An 18832-nucleotide genomic window follows, 5' to 3' on the forward strand; every position below is an offset into this window, starting at 1 on the left:
CCTTATTTGATTTGAGATGTTGTGCTGTTCAAGTGATGTGAAAACGAAAACAGCATGCAGTAAAATAATCGAAATTACACAACAGTAATTCTACTCTTAGTAAACCTTTTCATAGCCTTCTGGACGAGTTTTAAAGCGGCGGTGAAACCACATATATTGTGTAGGTGCAATCCGAAGCTGACGTTCGATAATTTGATTCACCCGTGTAGCATCATCAACTTCATCTTCACTGGGTAAATTTTCCACCGCAGGTTCAATCAAAAGATGATATTTCGGATTAGCCACATCGCCATGCCGATAAAAGTAAAGCGGTACTGGAACAGCTTTGGAGATTTTGAGTAGACGTCGATGGGCTGTGACTGTCGCCGCAGGCACGCCAAAAAAGGGTGCCATCACGCCTTGCTTTAAGCCAAAGTCCTGATCGGGGCTATACCAAATGGCATGCCCATTTTTCAGATTGCGAATTAGACCGCGCATATCATCATGGTCAATCTGATTGGCATAAATGGTGGCACGACAGCGGTAAATCAGCATGTCTAACAGCGGATTATTCTGCGGACGATAGACCACATCTGGTTCGAAGTATTGTGCACATAAATAACCGCCTGCATCTAGCAAGGTAGAATGCGTTCCCAGCAGTAGAACCCCTTTTCCTGCCGCTTGAGCAGTTTGGATATGTTCTAAGCCTTCAATAGTGACGCGGTTTTTGAACCATTGTGGGCAGTACCATGCATTCAGGGTTTCAAACACCCCTAACATTTGATCGACAAAGACCTGACGGGCATTGTCTTGAACCTGCTCTGGACTCCATTCGGGGAAACACACTTCTAAATTACGCACCGTAGTTTTACGTCGTGATTTGAGCTTGTTAAAAGCAATATTTCCAAGAAAAGTGGCTAAACGGTGCTGAATCGCCCATGGCAAAATCGCCAGTATCATGAGGAAAACAATGCCTAGCCAAATACCCCAATATTGCGGTAGTAGAAAGGACCATTGAAATTCACCGGGTTGATAGTCTGGCTTATTGCTCATAAATGATGAAAAGCATAGAAAAGAATGCTTTGAGTGTAACATGAAGCGGAAATAATTGGACACTGTTCGGCTGAAGGTGGGTGAACTCGGGTGTGACTATCATTGCTTTTCATGTGCGTGCAGTTGAGAATGTTTTACATGAAAATAATATTGAAGAGGATGGGGGTGCGACGTGATAAATTCAGACTTATTGATAAGAAAAGCAACGTCTAAAGACACAGCTGCCATTGTTGCTGTGATTGCCCCGTTTGTGGAAGATATTATTGCTAACGAGCAAGGGCGGCAACGATTTACACCAGAAGCGATTCAAGCCATTTTCGAACGGCAAGGTATACATTACTTTGTCGCTGAACTTGATCAGGAAATTGTAGGATTAGTTGCTTATTTAGAACCTGCACATGTCTTGCATTTTTTCCTGATTAAAGCGTTGCATGGTCAGGGTTACGGTACGTTGCTGTGGAATTTTATTGAAGAGAAAATCAAGCAGCAGCGGGTCGATAAAATTACCGTCAATTCCAGTGCTTATGCGCAAAAGATTTATGAGAAATTTGGATTTGTGACAACAGGACCTGCAATCGAAGATAAAGGTATTCATTTTATTCCGATGACTAAACACTATTCATCTCAATAAACTTGAGTGCACTGGTGTTAAAATATTACATATTTTCAAATTATTGCTGTGCCGATATATGAGAAATGAAGCATTGGATAGCGCTAAAGCGGGTCTCATTTTTTTGGTAGTGCTCGGGCATTTTCTGGAACGCATGATTGGTTGGTCGCAACCGAGTAGTCATGTATTGTTGGAAACCATTTATGCCATACATATGCCTGCTTTTATTTTTATTTCAGGCATGTTGTATAAAGATAAAAATTGGTTAAAAAACATCATTTTTTTTATTGCTTTGTTTATTCCCTTTCAATTGCTGTACTTAATTTCAGATGCTTTGATGACGGGGCAATGGCGATTTAACCTGTTTGAGCGACCTTATTGGCTGATGTGGTATCTCATGGGGATGATCGCGTGGACGCTGTTTATGCATCTGTTCTATCAAAGCCGCTTTGCGTTGTTCTTCGCAGTATTGATTGCTTTTGGAATTGGCTTATCACCGTGGAATAATTATGTTTATTCGATCGGTCGAATTTGTGTTTTTCTGCCGTTTTTTGTGCTGGGCTGTCGTTATGGACATCGTGTATTAGAGACCCTACAGCAACAGAAACATGCAGTAATATTCGGTGGTCTGAGTCTAGGATTAATCATGCTGATTCTATATTCGACCCATTTGAGTCAATACTGGTGGTACGGCAGTTTGAGTTATGCCCAACTTAAAGTAAATATTTGGCAGGGGAGTTTGACTCGTTTGGCTTGTTTATTCCTCTCAAGTTGGGGAATCTTAACCCTTTTGGCGTTATTTAAAGGTTTGGGATCGCGTTTTACACTGTTGGGGAAAAATACCTTACCTGTTTATTTGTTACATGGATTTGTGGTGATTTGGCTGGCACGTTTGATTCAACTAGAAATTTCGCCTGAATGGAAAATTGGGCTGTGTGTTCTGCTTTCGATTTTGACCTGTTGGATATTACGACAAAGTGTATTTGATCAAATGTTGCGACAACTGTCGTTATGGTTAGTGAAGCCAGCCAGTAAGCTCTGGCAAAAATAAAATATAGAAATGTTTCAAAAGAGATGACGACGTTTTTGATTGATGGATGATTAAAATGTCCTCAAATGCCTGTTTAGGCATTTGAGGAATAAAGCTCGGCTGAATTAATTGCCTTTGCTAAGATTTTCCAGTTCATCCCAACGTTCTAATTTCTCTAACAGTAATTCTTCAATTTCTGCGAGACGCTGAGAAGCCTTGGTTGCCGCATCGGCATCCGAAACAAACCACGAACCATCTGCCAGTTTGTCAGAAAGTTCCGCTTGTTCAGTTTCCAGTTTTTCAATTTCAGCAGGCAGTTGCTCTAACTCACGTTGATCTTTATAGCTGAGTTTAACTTTTTTCGGAGCAGCACTTGCTTCGGCTTTGGCCTGTGCCTTTTTTACATCGCTTTTTTGATCAACGACTTTTTGATCTGGGCGTTGTTCGAGGTAATCTTGATAACCACCAATGTATTCATCAATATTGCCTTTACCATCAAACACCCAAGTTGAAGTCACTACGTTGTCCATAAAAGCACGGTCATGTGAGATCAAGAGCAAGGTACCTTTATATTCAGACAGCATTTCCTCAAGCAGTTCCAGCGTCACCATATCCAAATCATTGGTTGGCTCATCCATGACGATGAGGTTGGACGGCTTAAGCAACAGTTTTGCCAATAAGATACGGTTTCGTTCACCACCTGATAAGGCCTTGACAGGCGTACGAGCACGTTCTGGTGAGAATAAAAAGTCTTGTAAATAGCTGTAGATATGACGACGATTTCCATTGACATCAACGAAGTCAGAGCCTTCTGACACGTTAGCCATCACGGTTTTTTCGAGGTCTAGTGCATTACGTAATTGGTCAAAATAAGCGATTTCCAATTGCGTCCCTGTTTTCACCGAACCGCCATGTTCGATTTCACCCAGAATCGCTTTGATCAGCGTGGTTTTACCAACCCCGTTGTCACCGACTAAACCAATACGGTCACCACGCATCACCAAGGCAGAAAAATCTTTAATCAGCGGCTTGTCATCATACGAGACACTCAGATGCTCAATATCAAATACCAATTTACCAGAACGATTGGCATCTTGGGTCGCCATGCTGACTTTGCCTTGTTGGAAGCGACGTGCTTTGGATTCATCACGTAAAGCTTTTAGTGCACGGACACGACCTTCGTTACGGGTACGACGTGCCTTGATACCTTGGCGAATCCAGGCTTCTTCTTCTGCTAATTTTTTATCAAATAACGCATTTTGCTTTTCTTCTGCTTCCATTTGCTGTGCTTTTAAATCGAGGTAGCGTGAATAGTTGCCTTCATAGCTGCGTAAAACGCCACGATCTAGCTCCACAATACGCGTGGCAATGCTGTCTACAAACGAACGGTCATGCGAAATAAAGAGCAGCGTCAGGTTATTTTGATCCATCAAGAACTTTTCTAACCATTCAATGCTTTCGACATCCAAATGGTTGGTTGGCTCATCGAGCAGTAACACATCAGGTTGCGTCAGTAAGGCGCGTGCCAATAACACACGACGTTTACGTCCACCTGAGAGATCTGCCAAATCTGCATTCGGATCAAGTCCCATCTTGCTTAAAATGGCATTGACTTTATTTTCCAAAGCCCAGCCATCTAGCTGATCTAATTTGTGTTGTAAATTACCCATGTGGTCGCAGGCTTCCATATCACCCAAGGTGCAGGCATCACTCGCTTCGTGGTATGCTTTCAGTACGGTTGCAGCTTCGCCTGCGCCATCGGCAACGATATCTGCAACTTTGCCTGAGGACATAGGGACATCCTGTGCCAGCATGGATACGGTTAATCCATTTTGAATGGAAACTTCGCCAGCGTCTGGTAGTAGGCTACCTTCAATGAGTTTAAGTAGCGTAGACTTACCTTCACCGTTTCGGCCAATCAAACATACTCGTTCGCCACGTTCTAGGTTGAAATTCGCGCCGTCGAGCAGGGCAGGTCCACCAAATGCAAGTTGGACATCCCTTAACGTAATATAAGCCATAGTGTTTCCTGAAATCTCAAATGAGGACTTTAAATGACTAAACAACAAAATCTTGATAATCAGGCGTCATTTTCCGCACCCATTGAAGATTTGCAAGTCCGAATTGCATTTTTGGATGATTTAGTTGATCAATTAAATGATCAGGTGGCGCGTCAAAGTATCGAAATTGCTGATTTAAAAAAACAAATGCAGCTGTTGTATCAACGTATGGAATCTTCCGATTTATCGGAAGGTATCGAAGTTTTTGATCCTTTAACCAATGTGCCCCCACATTATTGATCTTGTTTGAATGCTGGATTGAAGTGCTTTAATTCGCTTCATTTCAAACGTGGGAGCACAGGGCAAGGCTTGACCTTTTGCCAGCTTCCCGTTCTAATGCACCCTCTTTGCTCATCTCTCATGACTGTGTGTTTATGTCTGCTAAAGCGGTTTTGTTCGATCTAGAAAATAATATGCCAACGGCAAAGATGTTACGCGATCTCGTGCAGCATTATCCCACCTTATACCTGTTTAACTGTAAAGGTCTGTTTGCATATACGCTGGAAGATCTGACTGAATTTGCAACTTGGGTCAGCAGTGGTCAGGTGGTGATTTTAGAAACAGTCGAAGCCCAAGAGAAAGAATTTGAATATGCGGTGTTAGTGGGGCAGTTAATTGCCTTACTCGAACCTGAAACCCATGTAGAAGTGATTTCCGCAGTGAAAAGCAGTTCGCTGTTAATTGATTTGATGCGAGGCTCTTCTTTGAGTTGTAGCTTGATTCAAATTCAGGAAGCGACCGCAGCCAGCAAGCCGAAATACAAAATTCCAAGTTTGGCAGTGATTCAAAGCAAACCGTATTTACAAATGGTGAAGCAGTACTGTGAAGCCTTGGCGAAAATGTCGGGCAAACCGAATACGGTGGATTCCTTAAAAAATTCAGTCATGAATATTTTGCAAGTGGTGCCTGAAAAAGCACAGCACTTGGTGGGAATGTTGATTAATCTAAAAATTGTGAAACGTTATGATGAGCAGATTAATTTTCGTAAGAAACTATTAAAACAATGGGCACAGCTGCATCTTGAGCAAGATCAGGCAGAATTAGCTAGCTTAACCAATTTAGACCAAGCCATAGAGCAACTTCAGGTTTCAGCAGAACAGCCTGCTCCTGAGCCTAAGGTTGAACAAGCACAAGATGCTTTATTTAAAGACTTTGGAAAAATAGATCCTATACAGCTAGAAGTGGCGAAAAAACTGCGTGAACTCAAGAATGATAAGCCGAAGGATATCTATGCCTTACGTGATTTATTGGAACAAATGTTTCCCAAAGCAGATATCCGTTTGCTACTCAAAGAGTTGATTGAAAAAGGATATATTTACTGGAACGGACATGAAGTCTTATATAGTCATGAAATGTTCCTGAATTAATTTTGTCGTTGTAACTTGCGTTTTATATTGTGCTTATGCAACTCTAATAATAGATAAAAAAGGTTTTGTTATGGAACATACTGGAATTTGGGTTGCTGTCGTCATTGTGGTTTTTGTGCTGGGGTCAATTTTTGGTCTCCGCGTTAGTCCGCGTGAAAAAGCGTTGGGCTTAATGCGAGAAAAAGCACGAAAAATGGGATTACACCCCCGCTTGGTTGCTGCACCTGAATGGACCAAAATTCCCAAAGCATCTTCAGATCGTGCCAGTATGGTGGCGTATTACAGCGTCCTGATTCCCGATGCACGTTTACCGCTGATGCGCGCCCGTGTTGAAGAACAGCAGCTTAAGCTCGTGCATGGTGATGAAAAATTTAATAATTTCCCCATTGCATTAAAGGGCATTTATGCTATTGATATGCAGGCAAACTGTGTAGGAATCTATTGGGACGAAGAAGCTGATTTAAGAGCAACCCAATTAGAAGACATCAAAGCATATTTACATTCTTTGGCTGAACTTTAATTTTTAGATTCACTGAAATAGGAAAAACGGTTAATTATGGCGAATGCTCCTCGATCCACATCCAAAAGCACAACAGCAGATTCTCCTGATGCTGGGAAAAAACGTGCCTTAGTGATTGTGGAGTCGCCTGCAAAAGCGAAAACAATCAACAAATATCTTGGTTCCAATTACATTGTGAAATCCTCTGTAGGTCATGTGCGTGACTTACCGACGGGCGGTTCAGGTAAAACTGCGGACAAGAAAACAGCAGCAACCCGAACCAAATTGACCGATGCACAAAAAGCTGAAAAAGCACAACACGCTTTGGTCAATCGTATGGGGGTGGACCCTGAACATGACTGGAAGGCACATTATGAAGTGCTGCCAGGCAAAGAGAATGTAGTTGCGGAATTAAAGAAACTGGCATCGCAAGTCGATGAAGTCTACCTCGCAACGGACTTGGACCGTGAAGGGGAAGCGATTGCTTGGCACTTAAAAGAAGTGATTGGTGGTGATGATTCACGTTACCAACGCGTAGTGTTTAACGAAATTACCAAAAATGCCATTCAAGAAGCCTTTAAGCATCCATCACGTTTAGATACCAATAAAGTCAATGCACAACAGGCGCGTCGTTTCCTCGACCGCGTGGTTGGCTTTATGATTTCACCATTGCTTTGGGAAAAAATTGCGCGTGGTCTTTCCGCAGGGCGAGTACAGTCCGTTGCGGTGAAACTGGTGGTTGAGCGAGAGCGTGAAATTCGTGCCTTCATTCCTGAAGAATATTGGCAAGTGTTTGCCGATACCAAATCATCGAGTGATGACATTCGTTTAGAGGCGGTGAAGCAAGCAGGTAAAAGTCTCAAATTACGTAATAAAGCCGAAACCGACGCTTTATTGAAAATTTTGAAAGATGCAGATTACAAAGTTTCAGCTCGTGAGGATAAACCAACCAAGGTCAATCCGAGTGCGCCGTATATCACTTCGACTTTGCAACAGGCGGCCAGCACGCGTTTAGGTTTTTCGGTCAAGAAAACCATGATGTTGGCGCAGCGTTTGTACGAAGCAGGTTTTATTACCTACATGCGTACCGACTCAACTTTCTTAAGTGATGATGCAGTGAATATGGTGCGTCACCATATTGAAACTGAGTTTGGTGCTAAATACATACCCGCGAAACCGAATCGTTACGGCAATAAAGCGGGCGCGCAAGAAGCGCATGAAGCCATTCGTCCATCTAATGTCGGCTTAAAAGGCGATAGTCTGGTGGGGGTAGAACGTGATGCACAGCGTTTATATGATTTAATTTGGCGCCAATTCGTGGCGTGTCAGATGACACCAGCCGAATATTTATCTTCTACGATTTTGGTCGATGCCAACGGTGTTGAATTGAAAGCCAAAGGTCGTACCTTGGTATTTGATGGCTTTACCAAAGTTCGTGGTCAAAACAAGTCTGATGATGATGTGCTATTACCTGCAGTAAAAGTGGGTGAAGTACTCAATCTAGAAAAACTTGATCCATCACAGCACTTTACCAAGCCACCTGCGCGTTTTACCGAAGCATCTTTGGTGAAAGAGTTGGAAAAGCGTGGTATTGGTCGCCCATCGACCTATGCTGCGATTATTTCGACCATTCAAGATCGCGGTTATGTGAAACTGGAAAATCGCCGCCTATTTGCTGAAAAAATGGGTGAGATCGTCACGGATCGTTTGGATGAAAGTTTTAATAATCTGATGAACTACGACTTTACTGCGGACCTTGAAGGTCAGCTGGATAAAGTTGCAGATGGTGAGCGTAACTGGAAAGAATTACTCGACAGTTTTTATGGCGATTTCAAGAAGCGTTTGACCACCGCACAAGGTGATAGTGGCATGCGTCGCAATCAACCTGTAGAAGTGGATGCTGTTCAGTGTCCAGAATGTACGCGTCCAATGCAGATTCGTACCGGAACTACAGGTGTATTCTTAGGTTGTTCTGGTTATAACCTGCCGCCGAAAGAACGTTGTAAAGGTACGTTGAACCTCACTCCCGTGGAATCACTGGCGGCACTGTCTGATGATGATGCTGCTGAAACCGCAGATTTGATGTCGAAGAAGCGCTGCCCAATTTGTGGTACTGCGATGGACAGTTATGTCATCGATGGTGGGCGTAAGTTGCATGTCTGTGGTAACAATCCTGATTGCGCAGGTTTTGAACTCGAAGAAGGTGAGTTTAAGATTAAGGGCTATGATGGTCCGACCATTCCTTGTGATAAATGTGATGGTGAAATGCAACTCAAAACAGGGCGTTTTGGACCGTATTTTGCGTGCATGAGCTGTGACAATACCCGTAAAGTGTTGAAGAGTGGTCAGCCAGCACCTCCGCGTGTCGACCCGATTAAAATGGAACACTTGCGTTCAACCAAGCATGATGATTTCTTTGTGTTACGTGATGGGGCTGCAGGTCTGTTCTTGGCAGCAAGTAAGTTTCCGAAAATTCGTGAAACGCGTGCGCCAAAAGTGTCTGAATTACGTTCTGTCGCTGAACAGCTTGATCCGAAATACCAATTTATTTTGCAAGCACCAGATGTTGACCCTGAAGGCAACCCGACTTTGGTGAAATTCAGCCGTAAAAATCAAGCGCAATATATTGGTTCAGAAACACCCGAAGGAAAACAGACCAAGTGGTCGTTGGTTTTCCAAGATGGAAAATGGATTGAAGCATAACGGCATCAATTCTTAGATAGAAATGCTCACTTCGGTGGGCATTTTTTATGACACAATCATTTGTATAAGAAAGTTAAAATTATTTTTGGGGGAGCTGTGGACATTCAAACAAAAAAGTTTGCTGTATTAATTGATGCAGATAATTCATCGATTGGTGCTATTTCATCCGTTTTAGAAGAAGTAGCCAAATATGGAATTGCAAGTGTAAAGCGAGTTTATGGTGATTGGAGTAGTGACACTCTGAAAAGTTGGAGAGATGTATTATTACCTCATGCAATTACACCAGTTCAGCAATTTGCCTACACCAAAGGTAAAGATGCGACGGATATGATTTTAATTATTGATGCAATGGATCTACTCTATGCAGGAGCATTAGATGGGTTTTGCATTGTATCTAGTGACAGTGACTTTACGCCTTTAGCCTCGCGTATTCGTGAAAATGGATTAAGTGTTTATGGTTTTGGCAAAAAATCTACGCCTGAAGCATTTAAAAAGGCTTGTGATAAATTTATTTTCATTGAAAATTTGATTTCAGAGAACGAACTTAAAAATTCAGAAGATGAAGAAATAACGAGTACTCAGGTTAGGAAAATACTAGATTCTAGTAAAATATTGGATTCAAAGATTACTAATCAATTGAAAGATAATATTGTGACTGAGGTTATGGATCGTGCCACATTGAATCTCATTTATAAAGCAGTAAAAGATAATGCAGATGAGAATGGATGGGCAAATTTAGGTATGGTTGGACTATATATTAGTGCAGTGAAACCAGATTTTGATTCTCGCAATTATGGTAGAGCAAAATTATCGGGCTTAATTAAAACGTTAAATCTTTTTGAAACAAAAGTTGAAATGAGTCAAATGTATTTAAGAAAAATGAAGAAGCAGAGTGCTTAATAGAAATGTGGAAAAAAATTAGAATCTTGTGCTTATTGCTGATTTTGCTCATTGTCGCAGTCAACGCATGGCGAGACCAAAATCAGAACTGGGATAAGCCTATCATCGTCCTATTGCATCCAATTAATGCAGATGGTCAAGCCAGCACACAACAATATATTCAACAATTATCTTTGAGCGATCTAGGAGCTGTACAGCCATATTTACAGCAAATGTCAGCACATTATCGTGGTCAACCCATACAGATTTATTTAAATTTGGGGCGTGAATTAACTCAAAAACCACCGAAAGTTCTTGAGCAGGCGAACTTGCTCGATATCATCTGGTGGAGTCTTAAATTTCGCTTTTATGATTGGAAACAGCACCAACGGAGTGATGGAGCTTCTGCTGTGACGTTGTATTTAAATTATTATGATCCACAGTTGAAAAATGAGTTAAAACATTCGACCGCGTTGGAAAAAGGTCGTATTGGGGCAGTGAATTTGTACGCCAGTAAAAAACAAAATGAGCAAAATCAGATTGTCTTGGTGCATGAGCTGTTACATGCCTTTGGTGCAAGCGATAAATATGATGCCGCTACAGGACAACCCTTGTATCCGCAGGGCTATGCAGAACCTAACCAGAAGCCTTTATTTCCTCAAGCCAAAGCAGAATTGATGGCGGGTCATCTGCCTATATCTGCTCAACAAAGCAAAATGCCTGAACGTTTAGGCGATACCGTATTAAATCAAATCACAGCCTTGGAGATTGGTTGGATTAAATGAGTTGTGTATAACTTAAACTTTATCCACAGTATGGGTGCGTGCTGTGGATAAAAAAGATGCAGTTTGATAACAGACATTTGAAGAAAAAAAAGTAACAATCATTTTATTCCATTAAAAATACTAGAGAAAAATATGAAAACAGTTGGAAATGATTTGGTTCGTCATCAGTTACATGAAAATAGAAAATGGTATTTGGCACTCGGCATTTTGTTGACTGTGTTTGGCTTTATTTTGTTGGCTGCTTTACCGTTTGCGACACTCTCAGCCGTTTATTTATTTGGTATTTTGATGATGATCGGTGGTGTACTGCACTTGATCGCAGCATTTAAAATTTTTGAGGGTGGTTATCGCTGGCTATGGGCGGCATTTGCTATTTTTTATCTGATTGCGGGTTATTATGCCTTTAGCACACCAGTGAAAACCGCGATTGTATTGACCAGTTTCTTGGCGATTTTCTTGGTCATTGCAGGGATTGTACGGAGCGTGAATGCCTTTATGCTCAAGCCTTTGGCAGGTTGGGGCTGGACCTTATTTTCAGGGATCCTCACATTTATTACAGGGGTGGTGATCTTGATGTCGCCAACAGCACCGTTTTGGGTGCTGGGGATGTTCCTTGCGGTCGATATTCTCTTTCAAGGCATTAACTACTTAACCTTGGCATCTTATATCAAGCATGAAGTGCCAAAGAGCTCGGCTGATGTGTAATGTGATTGCTCATGCAGCTGATGAAGAGTGCTATATGCACTCTTTTTTATTGCGTATGATGGAGTTGGATTTTTAGCGAACAATAATCTTGCCATGACCAAAACTTTTGTCCTTGCCCCTGACTCATTTAAAGAAAGTATGACGGCTCAACAGGCTTGTCAGGCGATGCAACGTGGTTTGCAGCGAATTTTTCCCGAGGCTGCATATATTCATGTGCCTATGGCAGATGGTGGCGAGGGAACGGTAGATTCATTGGTTGCTGCTGCACGGGGTGAGATGGTGCATTGTACGGTGTCTGGTCCTCTGATTGAACAGAACGTAGAGACCTATTTCGGTTTGATTGATCAAGGGCAAACGGCTGTGATTGAAATGGCGAAAGCCAATGGAATCCATTTACTTGAGCCGTCATCGCGTAATCCATTATTCACCACCACGTTCGGAACTGCTGAAATGATTCAGCTGGCACTCAATCATGGGGTGTCCAAAATTATTATTGGGCTAGGTGGTAGTGTCACCAATGATGCAGGTATGGGCATGGCACAAGCTTTGGGTGTTAGATTTTTAGATGCACAAGGTCAGCCTGTTACTCAGGGTGGTGGGCAACTGCATCAAATTGTACAGATTGATTTATCGGGATTAGATTCACGGTTACAGCAGGTTGAGATAGTGATCGCTAGTGATGTGAACAATCCACTCTGCGGTGAAAATGGTGCATCGCAGGTCTTTGGACCACAGAAAGGCGCCAGTCCAGAAATGGTGCAGCAATTGGATCAGAACCTTGCCTATTTCGCGAACTTGGTTCAATCACAACTCCAGCTTGATTATGCCAATGTTGCAGGGGCTGGTGCGGCAGGTGGTTTGGGTTTTGGACTGATGACTTTTGCAGGGGCACAAATCCGTTCTGGGGTAGAAATCGTGATTGAAGAAACACGATTGGCTGAAAAAATTGAACAGGCGGATTATGTGTTGACTGGAGAGGGCGGTATCGATTTTCAGACCAAGTTTGGCAAAACCCCTTATGGTGTAGCACAAGTGGCACAGATGTTGAATAAGCCTGTAATCGCCTGTGCAGGTGCGATTGGTGAAGGAATAGAGGAACTGTACAAAGAGGGCTTTACGGCAATTTTTGGTATCGTAGATGAGGCATGTGATTTGCAAACCGCATTAAAACATGGCGAACAAAATCTAGAGCGTACTTGTGAGAATATCGCGCGCTTGCTAGCAATCAGTTGATACACATCTTGTTGAAATGGAAACGTTGTAATCGCTGTTCTCATACATGATTCGGTTTTATGGTGGGGATTTGCTAAACTATGCCTCTATCTAGCACGATGAGACATTATGAGTTTAGCCAGCCTAATTGATGAATTAAACCCGCAACAAAAACAAGCTGCCACGACTGCATCACAACACAGTCTGGTGCTCGCAGGGGCTGGCTGTGGTAAGACCAAAACCATTGTAGCGCGTGCTGCCTATCTGATTGAGCAGGGGATTCCTGCCAATCAAATTCAAATTTTGACCTTTACGCGACGTGCAGCCAGTGAAATTGTGGCACGAGTAGAGTTGGCTTTAGGTGAGCAAGCCCAAGGACTTCGAGCATCGACCTTTCATACCTTTTGCATGTACTTGTTACGTCGTATACCGAAAGCATTTGGTTTGGAGCAATTCTCGATTATTGATCGTGATGATCAGTTAATGATGTTCCGCCTGATTCGTGGCAAAGACGATAAGAAAAATCCCAATCAGCTGCCTAAACCACAAGAGCTATGTGATTTATACTCTTTTGCACGGAATACTCGTCAGAAGCTGAGTGAGGCTTTAGAAAAACAGCATCCCGAACACATTGTATTTAAAGATCAAATTGCCCAGATCATGCAAGAGTACGAAGCACGTAAGCGTGCGCGTGGTTTTTTGGATTATGATGATATTTTGGCGATTGTGGCTTCAGCACTCGCGCAATCTGAAGGCTTGGTCGATTATGTCGCCTCCATCTGCAAGTACATGCTGGTCGATGAAATGCAAGATACCAATCCTTTGCAGTGGGCATTGCTTGAGCCTTTAAAGGATAAAGTCAGTCTATTTTGCGTGGGGGATGATGCACAGTCGATTTATGGTTTCCGCGGTGCCGATTTTGAAAATATCCACCATTTTAAGGAACGTGTTCCAGATGCGGTGGTGTATAAACTAGAAAAGAACTATCGCTCTACCCAAGAAATTTTAGACCTATCCAATTGGTTACTGGATCAGTCTGAAATTCGTTATGAGAAACGTTTGGATGCGCATCGTGGTGAGGGCATTAAACCGCGTATGCATATTTTCCCGAATGAGTTTGATGAAGCCAAGTGGATTGCGATTGATATTAAAGAGCGCCATTACCTACAAGGGCATCAATGGTCGGATCATATGGTTCTGGTACGCTCCAGCTTTGCTGCACGACATATTGAGGCTGCCTGTATTGCAGCCAATGTGCCGTACCGTTTTATTGGGGGCATGAAACTGCTGGAAACCGCGCATGTGAAAGATCTACTCAGCTTGTTACGGGTGATTGCCAATCCGCTGGATGATATTGCGTGGATGCGCTTTTTAACCCTGTGGAATGGTGTGGGCGATGTGGGTGCCAGCCGTTTGGCTCAGCAATTGTTACTTGAGCCTGAGTTCGAGGCAATTTTTAAAAAGCTGGAACAGTTTGGGCGTATTCCTGATGAAACTCTGCTGATCATGAAGCAGATGACCGTGCTGAAACAAGAGGTACAAGCCTGCGTGAGTTTGGGAATTCAAGCTTTGGAAGTGCAATTGGCGGAAAACTATAAAAAGGATTGGAATCGTCGCCTAGGTGATTTTGACTTGGTGAAGCAATTGGCAGCCAAGCATTCACAGCTGAGCGAATTTCTTGAAGAGTATGTACTCGATCCTGTCTCCATTTCTGAAATTGAACGTCAGTCGGATACCGATGTGGTCACGCTGATTACCATTCACTCGGCCAAAGGTACAGAACAGAAAGTCTGTTATGTGGCGAATGTCACCCCGGGGCAATATCCGAACGCAAGGGCACAGGGAGATTTTGATGAGGTTGAAGAAGAGCGCCGTGTGCTCTATGTAGCGCTCACACGAGCGAAAAATGAATTGATTCTGACCAAGCAGAATTTAAGTTTATGGGCACGCGATCAAGTGGATGAGCAAGGGCGTAAGGTGGAAAGTTATTTTCTGAATGATTTACAGCGTCAATTGTGTACCATGGAAACACATCATAAAACCCGCCAACAGACGGTGAAAAGTGCTTTAATTGAACGTCAGTCAATTGATTTAGATTTTGGGATAAATCTCGATTAAACTATCGCTATTGCGAAGCTCTCAAAAGCCAATACATGCTGCTTTTGAGTATTTGCCTATTTTAAGGTTTAAAGATGAAAATTTTAGTTCGTAATTTAGAACGTACTGTCAAAGAAGATGAATTGCTGAAGCTGTTTCAACAATACGGCACGGTAGAAACTTGCCAGTTGGTCTTAGATGCTGAAACTGGTAAATCCAAGGGTTTTGCTTTTGTGGAAATGCCACATGGTCGTGAAGCGGTGAAAGCGATTAAAGGTTTGAATACCTTGCGTTTACATGGCACAGGTATACGCGTCAAGCAAGCCGAAGACAAGCCACAGGCTTAAAAAATCAAAGGAGCAGAACATGCTCCTTTTTTATTGCCCTCTAATTTGGGTGCTAAATAATGGCTGAAATTGGTTGAGCTGAATTAGATCATGCATAATTTTGATTGTGCATTGAATTCAATTACGTTTAATCTTAGAGCTGTAATAAATGCCCAAAAAATAGGAAATCCGTATGTCCCGTGTTGCTCGCTTCCATGCTGACCGTACCAATCAGAAATTATATTTTGCACGTTTGTCGTGCCAGCAAGCAGAGCAAGTCGATCATATTCAACAAGCACAGGCACATCGTGAAGCTGCGGTATTTCATTTACATGGTGCGGTTCTTGCTTTCTTACAAGAATTGGTGCGCTATTATCGTTTAAATGATGTTCAGCCGACCTTGAAGTCGATTGAAGAACAGATGGCGGCAAAAGGTCAGGTATCACCTGAAGTCGTGGTGATGCAGCAGCTTTCGAAAGATGGCTTTATTGCGGAGCTAAAGCGAGCCTATCGCATGTGTCAGTACGCGCCTGAGCCAAGTGCTCCAGAGCCAGAGGATGAAACCTCTTCTAATCTAATTATCAAAGTGACGCAAACCCCTCAGGCTTGGTTGCCAGATACCAAGATTTTACGTGAGTGGCATCGTGATTTGACCCAGTTAATCGATGGTTTCCGTAATGAAATGGTGGAATTCTAGGGAAAGCCAAGCAAAGGCTTGAAGTTTAGAGTTTTGACCCGATATTAATAATCTAAGCGATGCAAAGTGCAACAGCCTTTGCCACCATGTTGAACATGGAGGAACACATGTCTATTGAGCAATTGAAAGAATTATTTGGGAATCAGGAAGCGGTTCTAGAGTTGGTTCAACTTGAAGATGGTGAGTTGGCGTTGCGAAATGCGGGCTCGGAAAAAGATCCTTTGGTCAAAATTCAATTTAGTGATGAAGTTAAAGCATTGCTAGGTGATCAAACTGCCGTGATTGCACAACACATGATACAGGCAGCTTTGTTTGGCTTGCTTGAAAAACAAGTGAATGAATGGCAAGCCGAGGTTGTGGACGAAAAACCACAGTTTATGAGCTAAGTTACATTAGCGAAAAAAGCGCACATGAAGTGCGCTTTTTTTATGTGCATCGGGCAAGAGGAAGCTTAGTGACTCGGTGCTTGGTGATGGGCAATTTCAATTTGATTGAGAATGTGATTGCTCATATTTTTCGCCATTTCTTCTTTGGCTAAATACACTTCACCAATGTTTTCCTTGCGAATCACTTCGGCTTCTTGTTTGCTTTCTGCACAGATCAGCACCTGAATTTGCGGATTTAGGGTTTTGGCAATGTCGACAATTTTGTGAATATCAATAATATCCATTGGCGAAAGTACCAATAGACGCGCATGTTGAATGTGCGCTTGAATCAGGACCCCAGCTTCAGTTGCCATACCTGAAACGGCTGCAATGCCTTTTTCGCGCAGGTCTTCAACGATCTCACGGTTTTCTTCGGCAATCACGACTTTAATGTCTTCTGCCATCAGGTTTTTGGTGATTCGACGTCCCACTTCACCATGACCGACAATCACCACCTGATCACGCAGATAATCCTGCGACACTTCATCAGGCAGCATCGCCAGAGGATCGCCACTACGTTCCAATAAGCGGGCGAGGGAAGAGCGTTCTCGAATCCAGTTCTGAATTGGTTCAATCCCTGAGAAGATAAACGAGTTCAGGGTAATTGAAATTAACGCACCTGCCAGAATCAAGTTTTGTCCTTCTAACGAGAGCAGCTTTAACGAGACGCCAAGTGTGGCAAGAATGAAAGAAAACTCACCAATTTGTGCAAGAGATGCACCCACAGTCAAAGCAGTATTGATCGGGTAGCGGAAGAACAGTACCAGTGCCATCGCGGCAATGGTTTTACCCACCATGATAATTCCGACTACAGCCAAGACATGTTCAGGCTGTTCCCATAAAATACTAGGGTCAAACAGCATGCCGACTGAAACGAAGAATAGGATTGAAAAAATTTCACGTAAGGGTAAAGTTTCTTCTTCAGCACGGTGGCTAAAGTCAGATTCCTTGACCACCATACCTGCGAAGAAGGCACCGAGTGCCATAGAAACGCCAAAGACCTTATACGCGCCAAAGGCAATAGAAACGGCAGCAGCAACCACCGTGAGGGTAAACAGCTCACGTGAGCCGAGACGTGCGACAAACTGCATAATCAGTGGCACTAGACGCTTGCCGACAATTAGCATAAAGGCAATGAATCCAGCGACTTTTAATAGGGTCAGTCCTAAAGTGAGCCAGATATTGCTACTTTCACCATGCGCCGTCATAGCTTCACCACCGAGCAACACTGCGGTCGCAGGAAGTAAGACCAACACCAAGACCATGACTAGATCTTCAACCAAGAGCCAGCCGACTGCAATTTTACCATTGACCGAATTGAGTAGACCTCGATCGCCTAAGGCTTTGAGTAATACCACCGTACTGGCACAAGAAAGGCTGAGACCAAACACCAGTGCTGAGCCAAAGCTCCATCCCCAGAGCATGGAGATACCGATCCCCAATAACGTTGCTACTGCAATCTGCAGAATTGCACCGGGTAAGGCAATGCGTCGGACTTGTAATAGGTCATTCAGAGAAAAGTGCATGCCTACGCCAAACATCAGGAACATGACGCCCAGTTCGGCAAGTTGGTTGGCAAGTTGAATATCCGCCACAATCCCTGGGGTGTTGGGGCTAATAATGATGCCCGCAATTAAATACCCGATCAGCGGGGGGAGGCGTAAACGTGCAGCAAGATAGCCAAAGATGAGCGCTAAGCCAAAACCAAAAGCCAGTAATATGATGAGGTCTACATTATGTGGCACTAAAAACTCCTTAAACACAAGTTAAGGGTGAAAAGAAAATAAGCACAAAGAATGCCAAAAAGTTATTCAAGTTTATCAAGGTGCATAAAAAAAATGCAAAAAAAAACGACCTAAGATTAGGTCGTTTCTTTTTAAGAATCTAAAATTATTTGATTTTAGCTTCTTTGAAGATTACGTGTTGACGGATTTTTGGATCAAATTTTTTGATTTCCATTTTTTCCGGCATAGTACGTTTGTTCTTAGTTGTGGTATAGAAATAACCTGTACCAGCAGTAGAAACTAAGCGAATTTTATCACGCATGGTTCAGACTCCTTAGATCTTTTGACCTTGAGCACGAAGGTCAGCAACAACCTTTTCAATGCCCAATTTGTCGATAATACGCATACCCTTAGTGGTTAAACGAAGACGTACGAAACGTTTTTCGCTTTCTAACCAGAAACGGTGGTGATGCAGGTTCGGCTCGAACCGGCGTTTGGTTTTGTTATTGGCGTGCGAGACGTTGTTGCCAACGACTGGACGCTTGCCGGTAACTTGGCAAACCTTAGACATGGTGAACTCCATTGCTAGACAGCACCGATTGTGCGCTAGTCATTAAAAGTAAACGGATGAAATCATTCAAGGGGCGTTTTATAACAAAAATGCGCTTAAAAGACAAGCGA

Annotated in this window: 19 protein-coding genes; 14 read left to right on the forward strand and 5 right to left on the reverse strand. The window is 42.9% G+C overall.

The features are described from left to right. Positions 1-96 precede the first annotated feature (96 nt). Entirely contained in the window at positions 97-1032 is a 936-nt protein-coding gene (locus MKI85_RS05465) for an LpxL/LpxP family acyltransferase (RefSeq protein ID WP_241625759.1), read from the reverse strand. A gap of 172 nt (positions 1033-1204) precedes the next feature. Between MKI85_RS05465 and MKI85_RS05470 the strand changes: the two genes are divergently transcribed. Then, positions 1205-1663, forward strand: a complete 459-nt coding sequence (locus MKI85_RS05470) for a GNAT family N-acetyltransferase (RefSeq protein WP_241625761.1) — start codon at positions 1205-1207, stop codon at positions 1661-1663. A gap of 58 nt (positions 1664-1721) precedes the next feature. Continuing rightward, entirely contained in the window at positions 1722-2693 is a 972-nt protein-coding gene (locus tag MKI85_RS05475) for an acyltransferase family protein (protein WP_241625763.1), read from the forward strand. Between the two features lie 104 nt (positions 2694-2797). Here MKI85_RS05475 and MKI85_RS05480 read toward each other — a convergent pair whose 3' ends face one another. Then, positions 2798-4693, reverse strand: coding sequence for an ATP-binding cassette domain-containing protein (locus tag MKI85_RS05480; protein ID WP_241625765.1), 1896 nt, complete (start codon positions 4691-4693; stop codon positions 2798-2800). 33 nt (positions 4694-4726) lie between these two features. On the opposite strand from MKI85_RS05480, the gene MKI85_RS05485 reads away from it, so the two are divergent. The 12 genes from MKI85_RS05485 to MKI85_RS05540 all read left to right on the forward strand — a co-directional run bounded on the left by MKI85_RS05485 (position 4727) and on the right by MKI85_RS05540 (position 16388). After that, a complete protein-coding gene (locus MKI85_RS05485; RefSeq protein WP_241625767.1) occupies positions 4727-4972 on the forward strand; it encodes a SlyX family protein in 246 nt (81 codons plus the stop codon). Between the two features lie 134 nt (positions 4973-5106). Further along, the gene (locus MKI85_RS05490; RefSeq protein ID WP_241625769.1) at positions 5107-6099 is read left to right on the forward strand and encodes a hypothetical protein; all 993 of its coding nucleotides are present in this window, start codon (positions 5107-5109) and stop codon (positions 6097-6099) included. Between the two features lie 70 nt (positions 6100-6169). Continuing rightward, the gene (locus tag MKI85_RS05495) at positions 6170-6619 is read left to right on the forward strand and encodes an ammonium transporter (protein ID WP_241625771.1); all 450 of its coding nucleotides are present in this window, start codon (positions 6170-6172) and stop codon (positions 6617-6619) included. A gap of 36 nt (positions 6620-6655) precedes the next feature. Then, positions 6656-9301 (forward strand): type I DNA topoisomerase, encoded by a 2646-nt coding sequence (gene topA, locus MKI85_RS05500; protein WP_241625773.1) that lies wholly within the window; start codon positions 6656-6658, stop codon positions 9299-9301. 96 nt (positions 9302-9397) lie between these two features. Then, positions 9398-10201 carry an NYN domain-containing protein gene (locus MKI85_RS05505; RefSeq protein WP_241625775.1) on the forward strand — a complete coding sequence of 268 codons (804 nt, stop codon included), beginning with the start codon at positions 9398-9400 and terminating at the stop codon, positions 10199-10201. Positions 10202-10206: 5 nt separating this feature from the next. Further along, positions 10207-10965, forward strand: coding sequence for a hypothetical protein (locus MKI85_RS05510; RefSeq protein ID WP_241625776.1), 759 nt, complete (start codon positions 10207-10209; stop codon positions 10963-10965). Between the two features lie 132 nt (positions 10966-11097). Further along, on the forward strand, positions 11098-11670 hold the full coding sequence (locus tag MKI85_RS05515) for an HdeD family acid-resistance protein (protein WP_241625779.1): 573 nt from the start codon (positions 11098-11100) through the stop codon (positions 11668-11670). 93 nt (positions 11671-11763) lie between these two features. Further along, entirely contained in the window at positions 11764-12903 is a 1140-nt protein-coding gene (locus MKI85_RS05520; RefSeq protein ID WP_241625780.1) for a glycerate kinase family protein, read from the forward strand. Between the two features lie 108 nt (positions 12904-13011). Further along, positions 13012-15000 (forward strand): ATP-dependent helicase, encoded by a 1989-nt coding sequence (locus MKI85_RS05525; RefSeq protein WP_241625782.1) that lies wholly within the window; start codon positions 13012-13014, stop codon positions 14998-15000. A gap of 74 nt (positions 15001-15074) precedes the next feature. Then, the gene (locus MKI85_RS05530; protein ID WP_241625784.1) at positions 15075-15326 is read left to right on the forward strand and encodes an RNA recognition motif domain-containing protein; all 252 of its coding nucleotides are present in this window, start codon (positions 15075-15077) and stop codon (positions 15324-15326) included. Between the two features lie 172 nt (positions 15327-15498). Next, complete coding sequence (locus MKI85_RS05535) at positions 15499-16002, forward strand: DUF6586 family protein (protein ID WP_241625786.1); 504 nt, start codon at positions 15499-15501, stop codon at positions 16000-16002. Positions 16003-16109: 107 nt separating this feature from the next. Next, the gene (locus MKI85_RS05540) at positions 16110-16388 is read left to right on the forward strand and encodes a hypothetical protein (protein WP_100240659.1); all 279 of its coding nucleotides are present in this window, start codon (positions 16110-16112) and stop codon (positions 16386-16388) included. Between the two features lie 65 nt (positions 16389-16453). On the opposite strand, the gene MKI85_RS05545 is transcribed toward MKI85_RS05540, so the two are convergent. The 3 genes from MKI85_RS05545 to rpmB all read right to left on the reverse strand — a co-directional run bounded on the left by MKI85_RS05545 (position 16454) and on the right by rpmB (position 18722). Next, positions 16454-18172: a cation:proton antiporter gene (locus tag MKI85_RS05545; protein ID WP_241625788.1), complete on the reverse strand. Its 1719-nt coding sequence runs from the start codon at positions 18170-18172 to the stop codon at positions 16454-16456. Between the two features lie 145 nt (positions 18173-18317). Beyond that, positions 18318-18473 (reverse strand): 50S ribosomal protein L33, encoded by a 156-nt coding sequence (rpmG, locus tag MKI85_RS05550; RefSeq protein ID WP_003654787.1) that lies wholly within the window; start codon positions 18471-18473, stop codon positions 18318-18320. A gap of 12 nt (positions 18474-18485) precedes the next feature. After that, positions 18486-18722, reverse strand: a complete 237-nt coding sequence (rpmB, locus tag MKI85_RS05555; protein WP_000048256.1) for a 50S ribosomal protein L28 — start codon at positions 18720-18722, stop codon at positions 18486-18488. Positions 18723-18832: the final 110 nt, after the last annotated feature.

The sequence above is a fragment of the Acinetobacter zhairuonensis genome (assembly GCF_022601715.1).
GTDB lineage: Bacteria > Pseudomonadota > Gammaproteobacteria > Pseudomonadales > Moraxellaceae > Acinetobacter.

Coding starts and splice junctions, on each gene's coding strand:
- MKI85_RS05465 (WP_241625759.1), bottom strand. CDS start 1,032: ATGAGCAATAAGCCAGACTATCAACCCGGTGAATTTCAATGGTCCTTT.
- MKI85_RS05475 (WP_241625763.1), top strand. CDS start 1,722: ATGAGAAATGAAGCATTGGATAGCGCTAAAGCGGGTCTCATTTTTTTG.
- MKI85_RS05480 (WP_241625765.1), bottom strand. CDS start 4,693: ATGGCTTATATTACGTTAAGGGATGTCCAACTTGCATTTGGTGGACCT.
- MKI85_RS05485 (WP_241625767.1), top strand. CDS start 4,727: ATGACTAAACAACAAAATCTTGATAATCAGGCGTCATTTTCCGCACCC.
- MKI85_RS05490 (WP_241625769.1), top strand. CDS start 5,107: ATGTCTGCTAAAGCGGTTTTGTTCGATCTAGAAAATAATATGCCAACG.
- MKI85_RS05495 (WP_241625771.1), top strand. CDS start 6,170: ATGGAACATACTGGAATTTGGGTTGCTGTCGTCATTGTGGTTTTTGTG.
- topA (WP_241625773.1), top strand. CDS start 6,656: ATGGCGAATGCTCCTCGATCCACATCCAAAAGCACAACAGCAGATTCT.
- MKI85_RS05510 (WP_241625776.1), top strand. CDS start 10,207: ATGTGGAAAAAAATTAGAATCTTGTGCTTATTGCTGATTTTGCTCATT.
- MKI85_RS05515 (WP_241625779.1), top strand. CDS start 11,098: ATGAAAACAGTTGGAAATGATTTGGTTCGTCATCAGTTACATGAAAAT.
- MKI85_RS05520 (WP_241625780.1), top strand. CDS start 11,764: ATGACCAAAACTTTTGTCCTTGCCCCTGACTCATTTAAAGAAAGTATG.
- MKI85_RS05525 (WP_241625782.1), top strand. CDS start 13,012: ATGAGTTTAGCCAGCCTAATTGATGAATTAAACCCGCAACAAAAACAA.
- MKI85_RS05530 (WP_241625784.1), top strand. CDS start 15,075: ATGAAAATTTTAGTTCGTAATTTAGAACGTACTGTCAAAGAAGATGAA.
- MKI85_RS05535 (WP_241625786.1), top strand. CDS start 15,499: ATGTCCCGTGTTGCTCGCTTCCATGCTGACCGTACCAATCAGAAATTA.
- MKI85_RS05540 (WP_100240659.1), top strand. CDS start 16,110: ATGTCTATTGAGCAATTGAAAGAATTATTTGGGAATCAGGAAGCGGTT.
- rpmG (WP_003654787.1), bottom strand. CDS start 18,473: ATGCGTGATAAAATTCGCTTAGTTTCTACTGCTGGTACAGGTTATTTC.
- rpmB (WP_000048256.1), bottom strand. CDS start 18,722: ATGTCTAAGGTTTGCCAAGTTACCGGCAAGCGTCCAGTCGTTGGCAAC.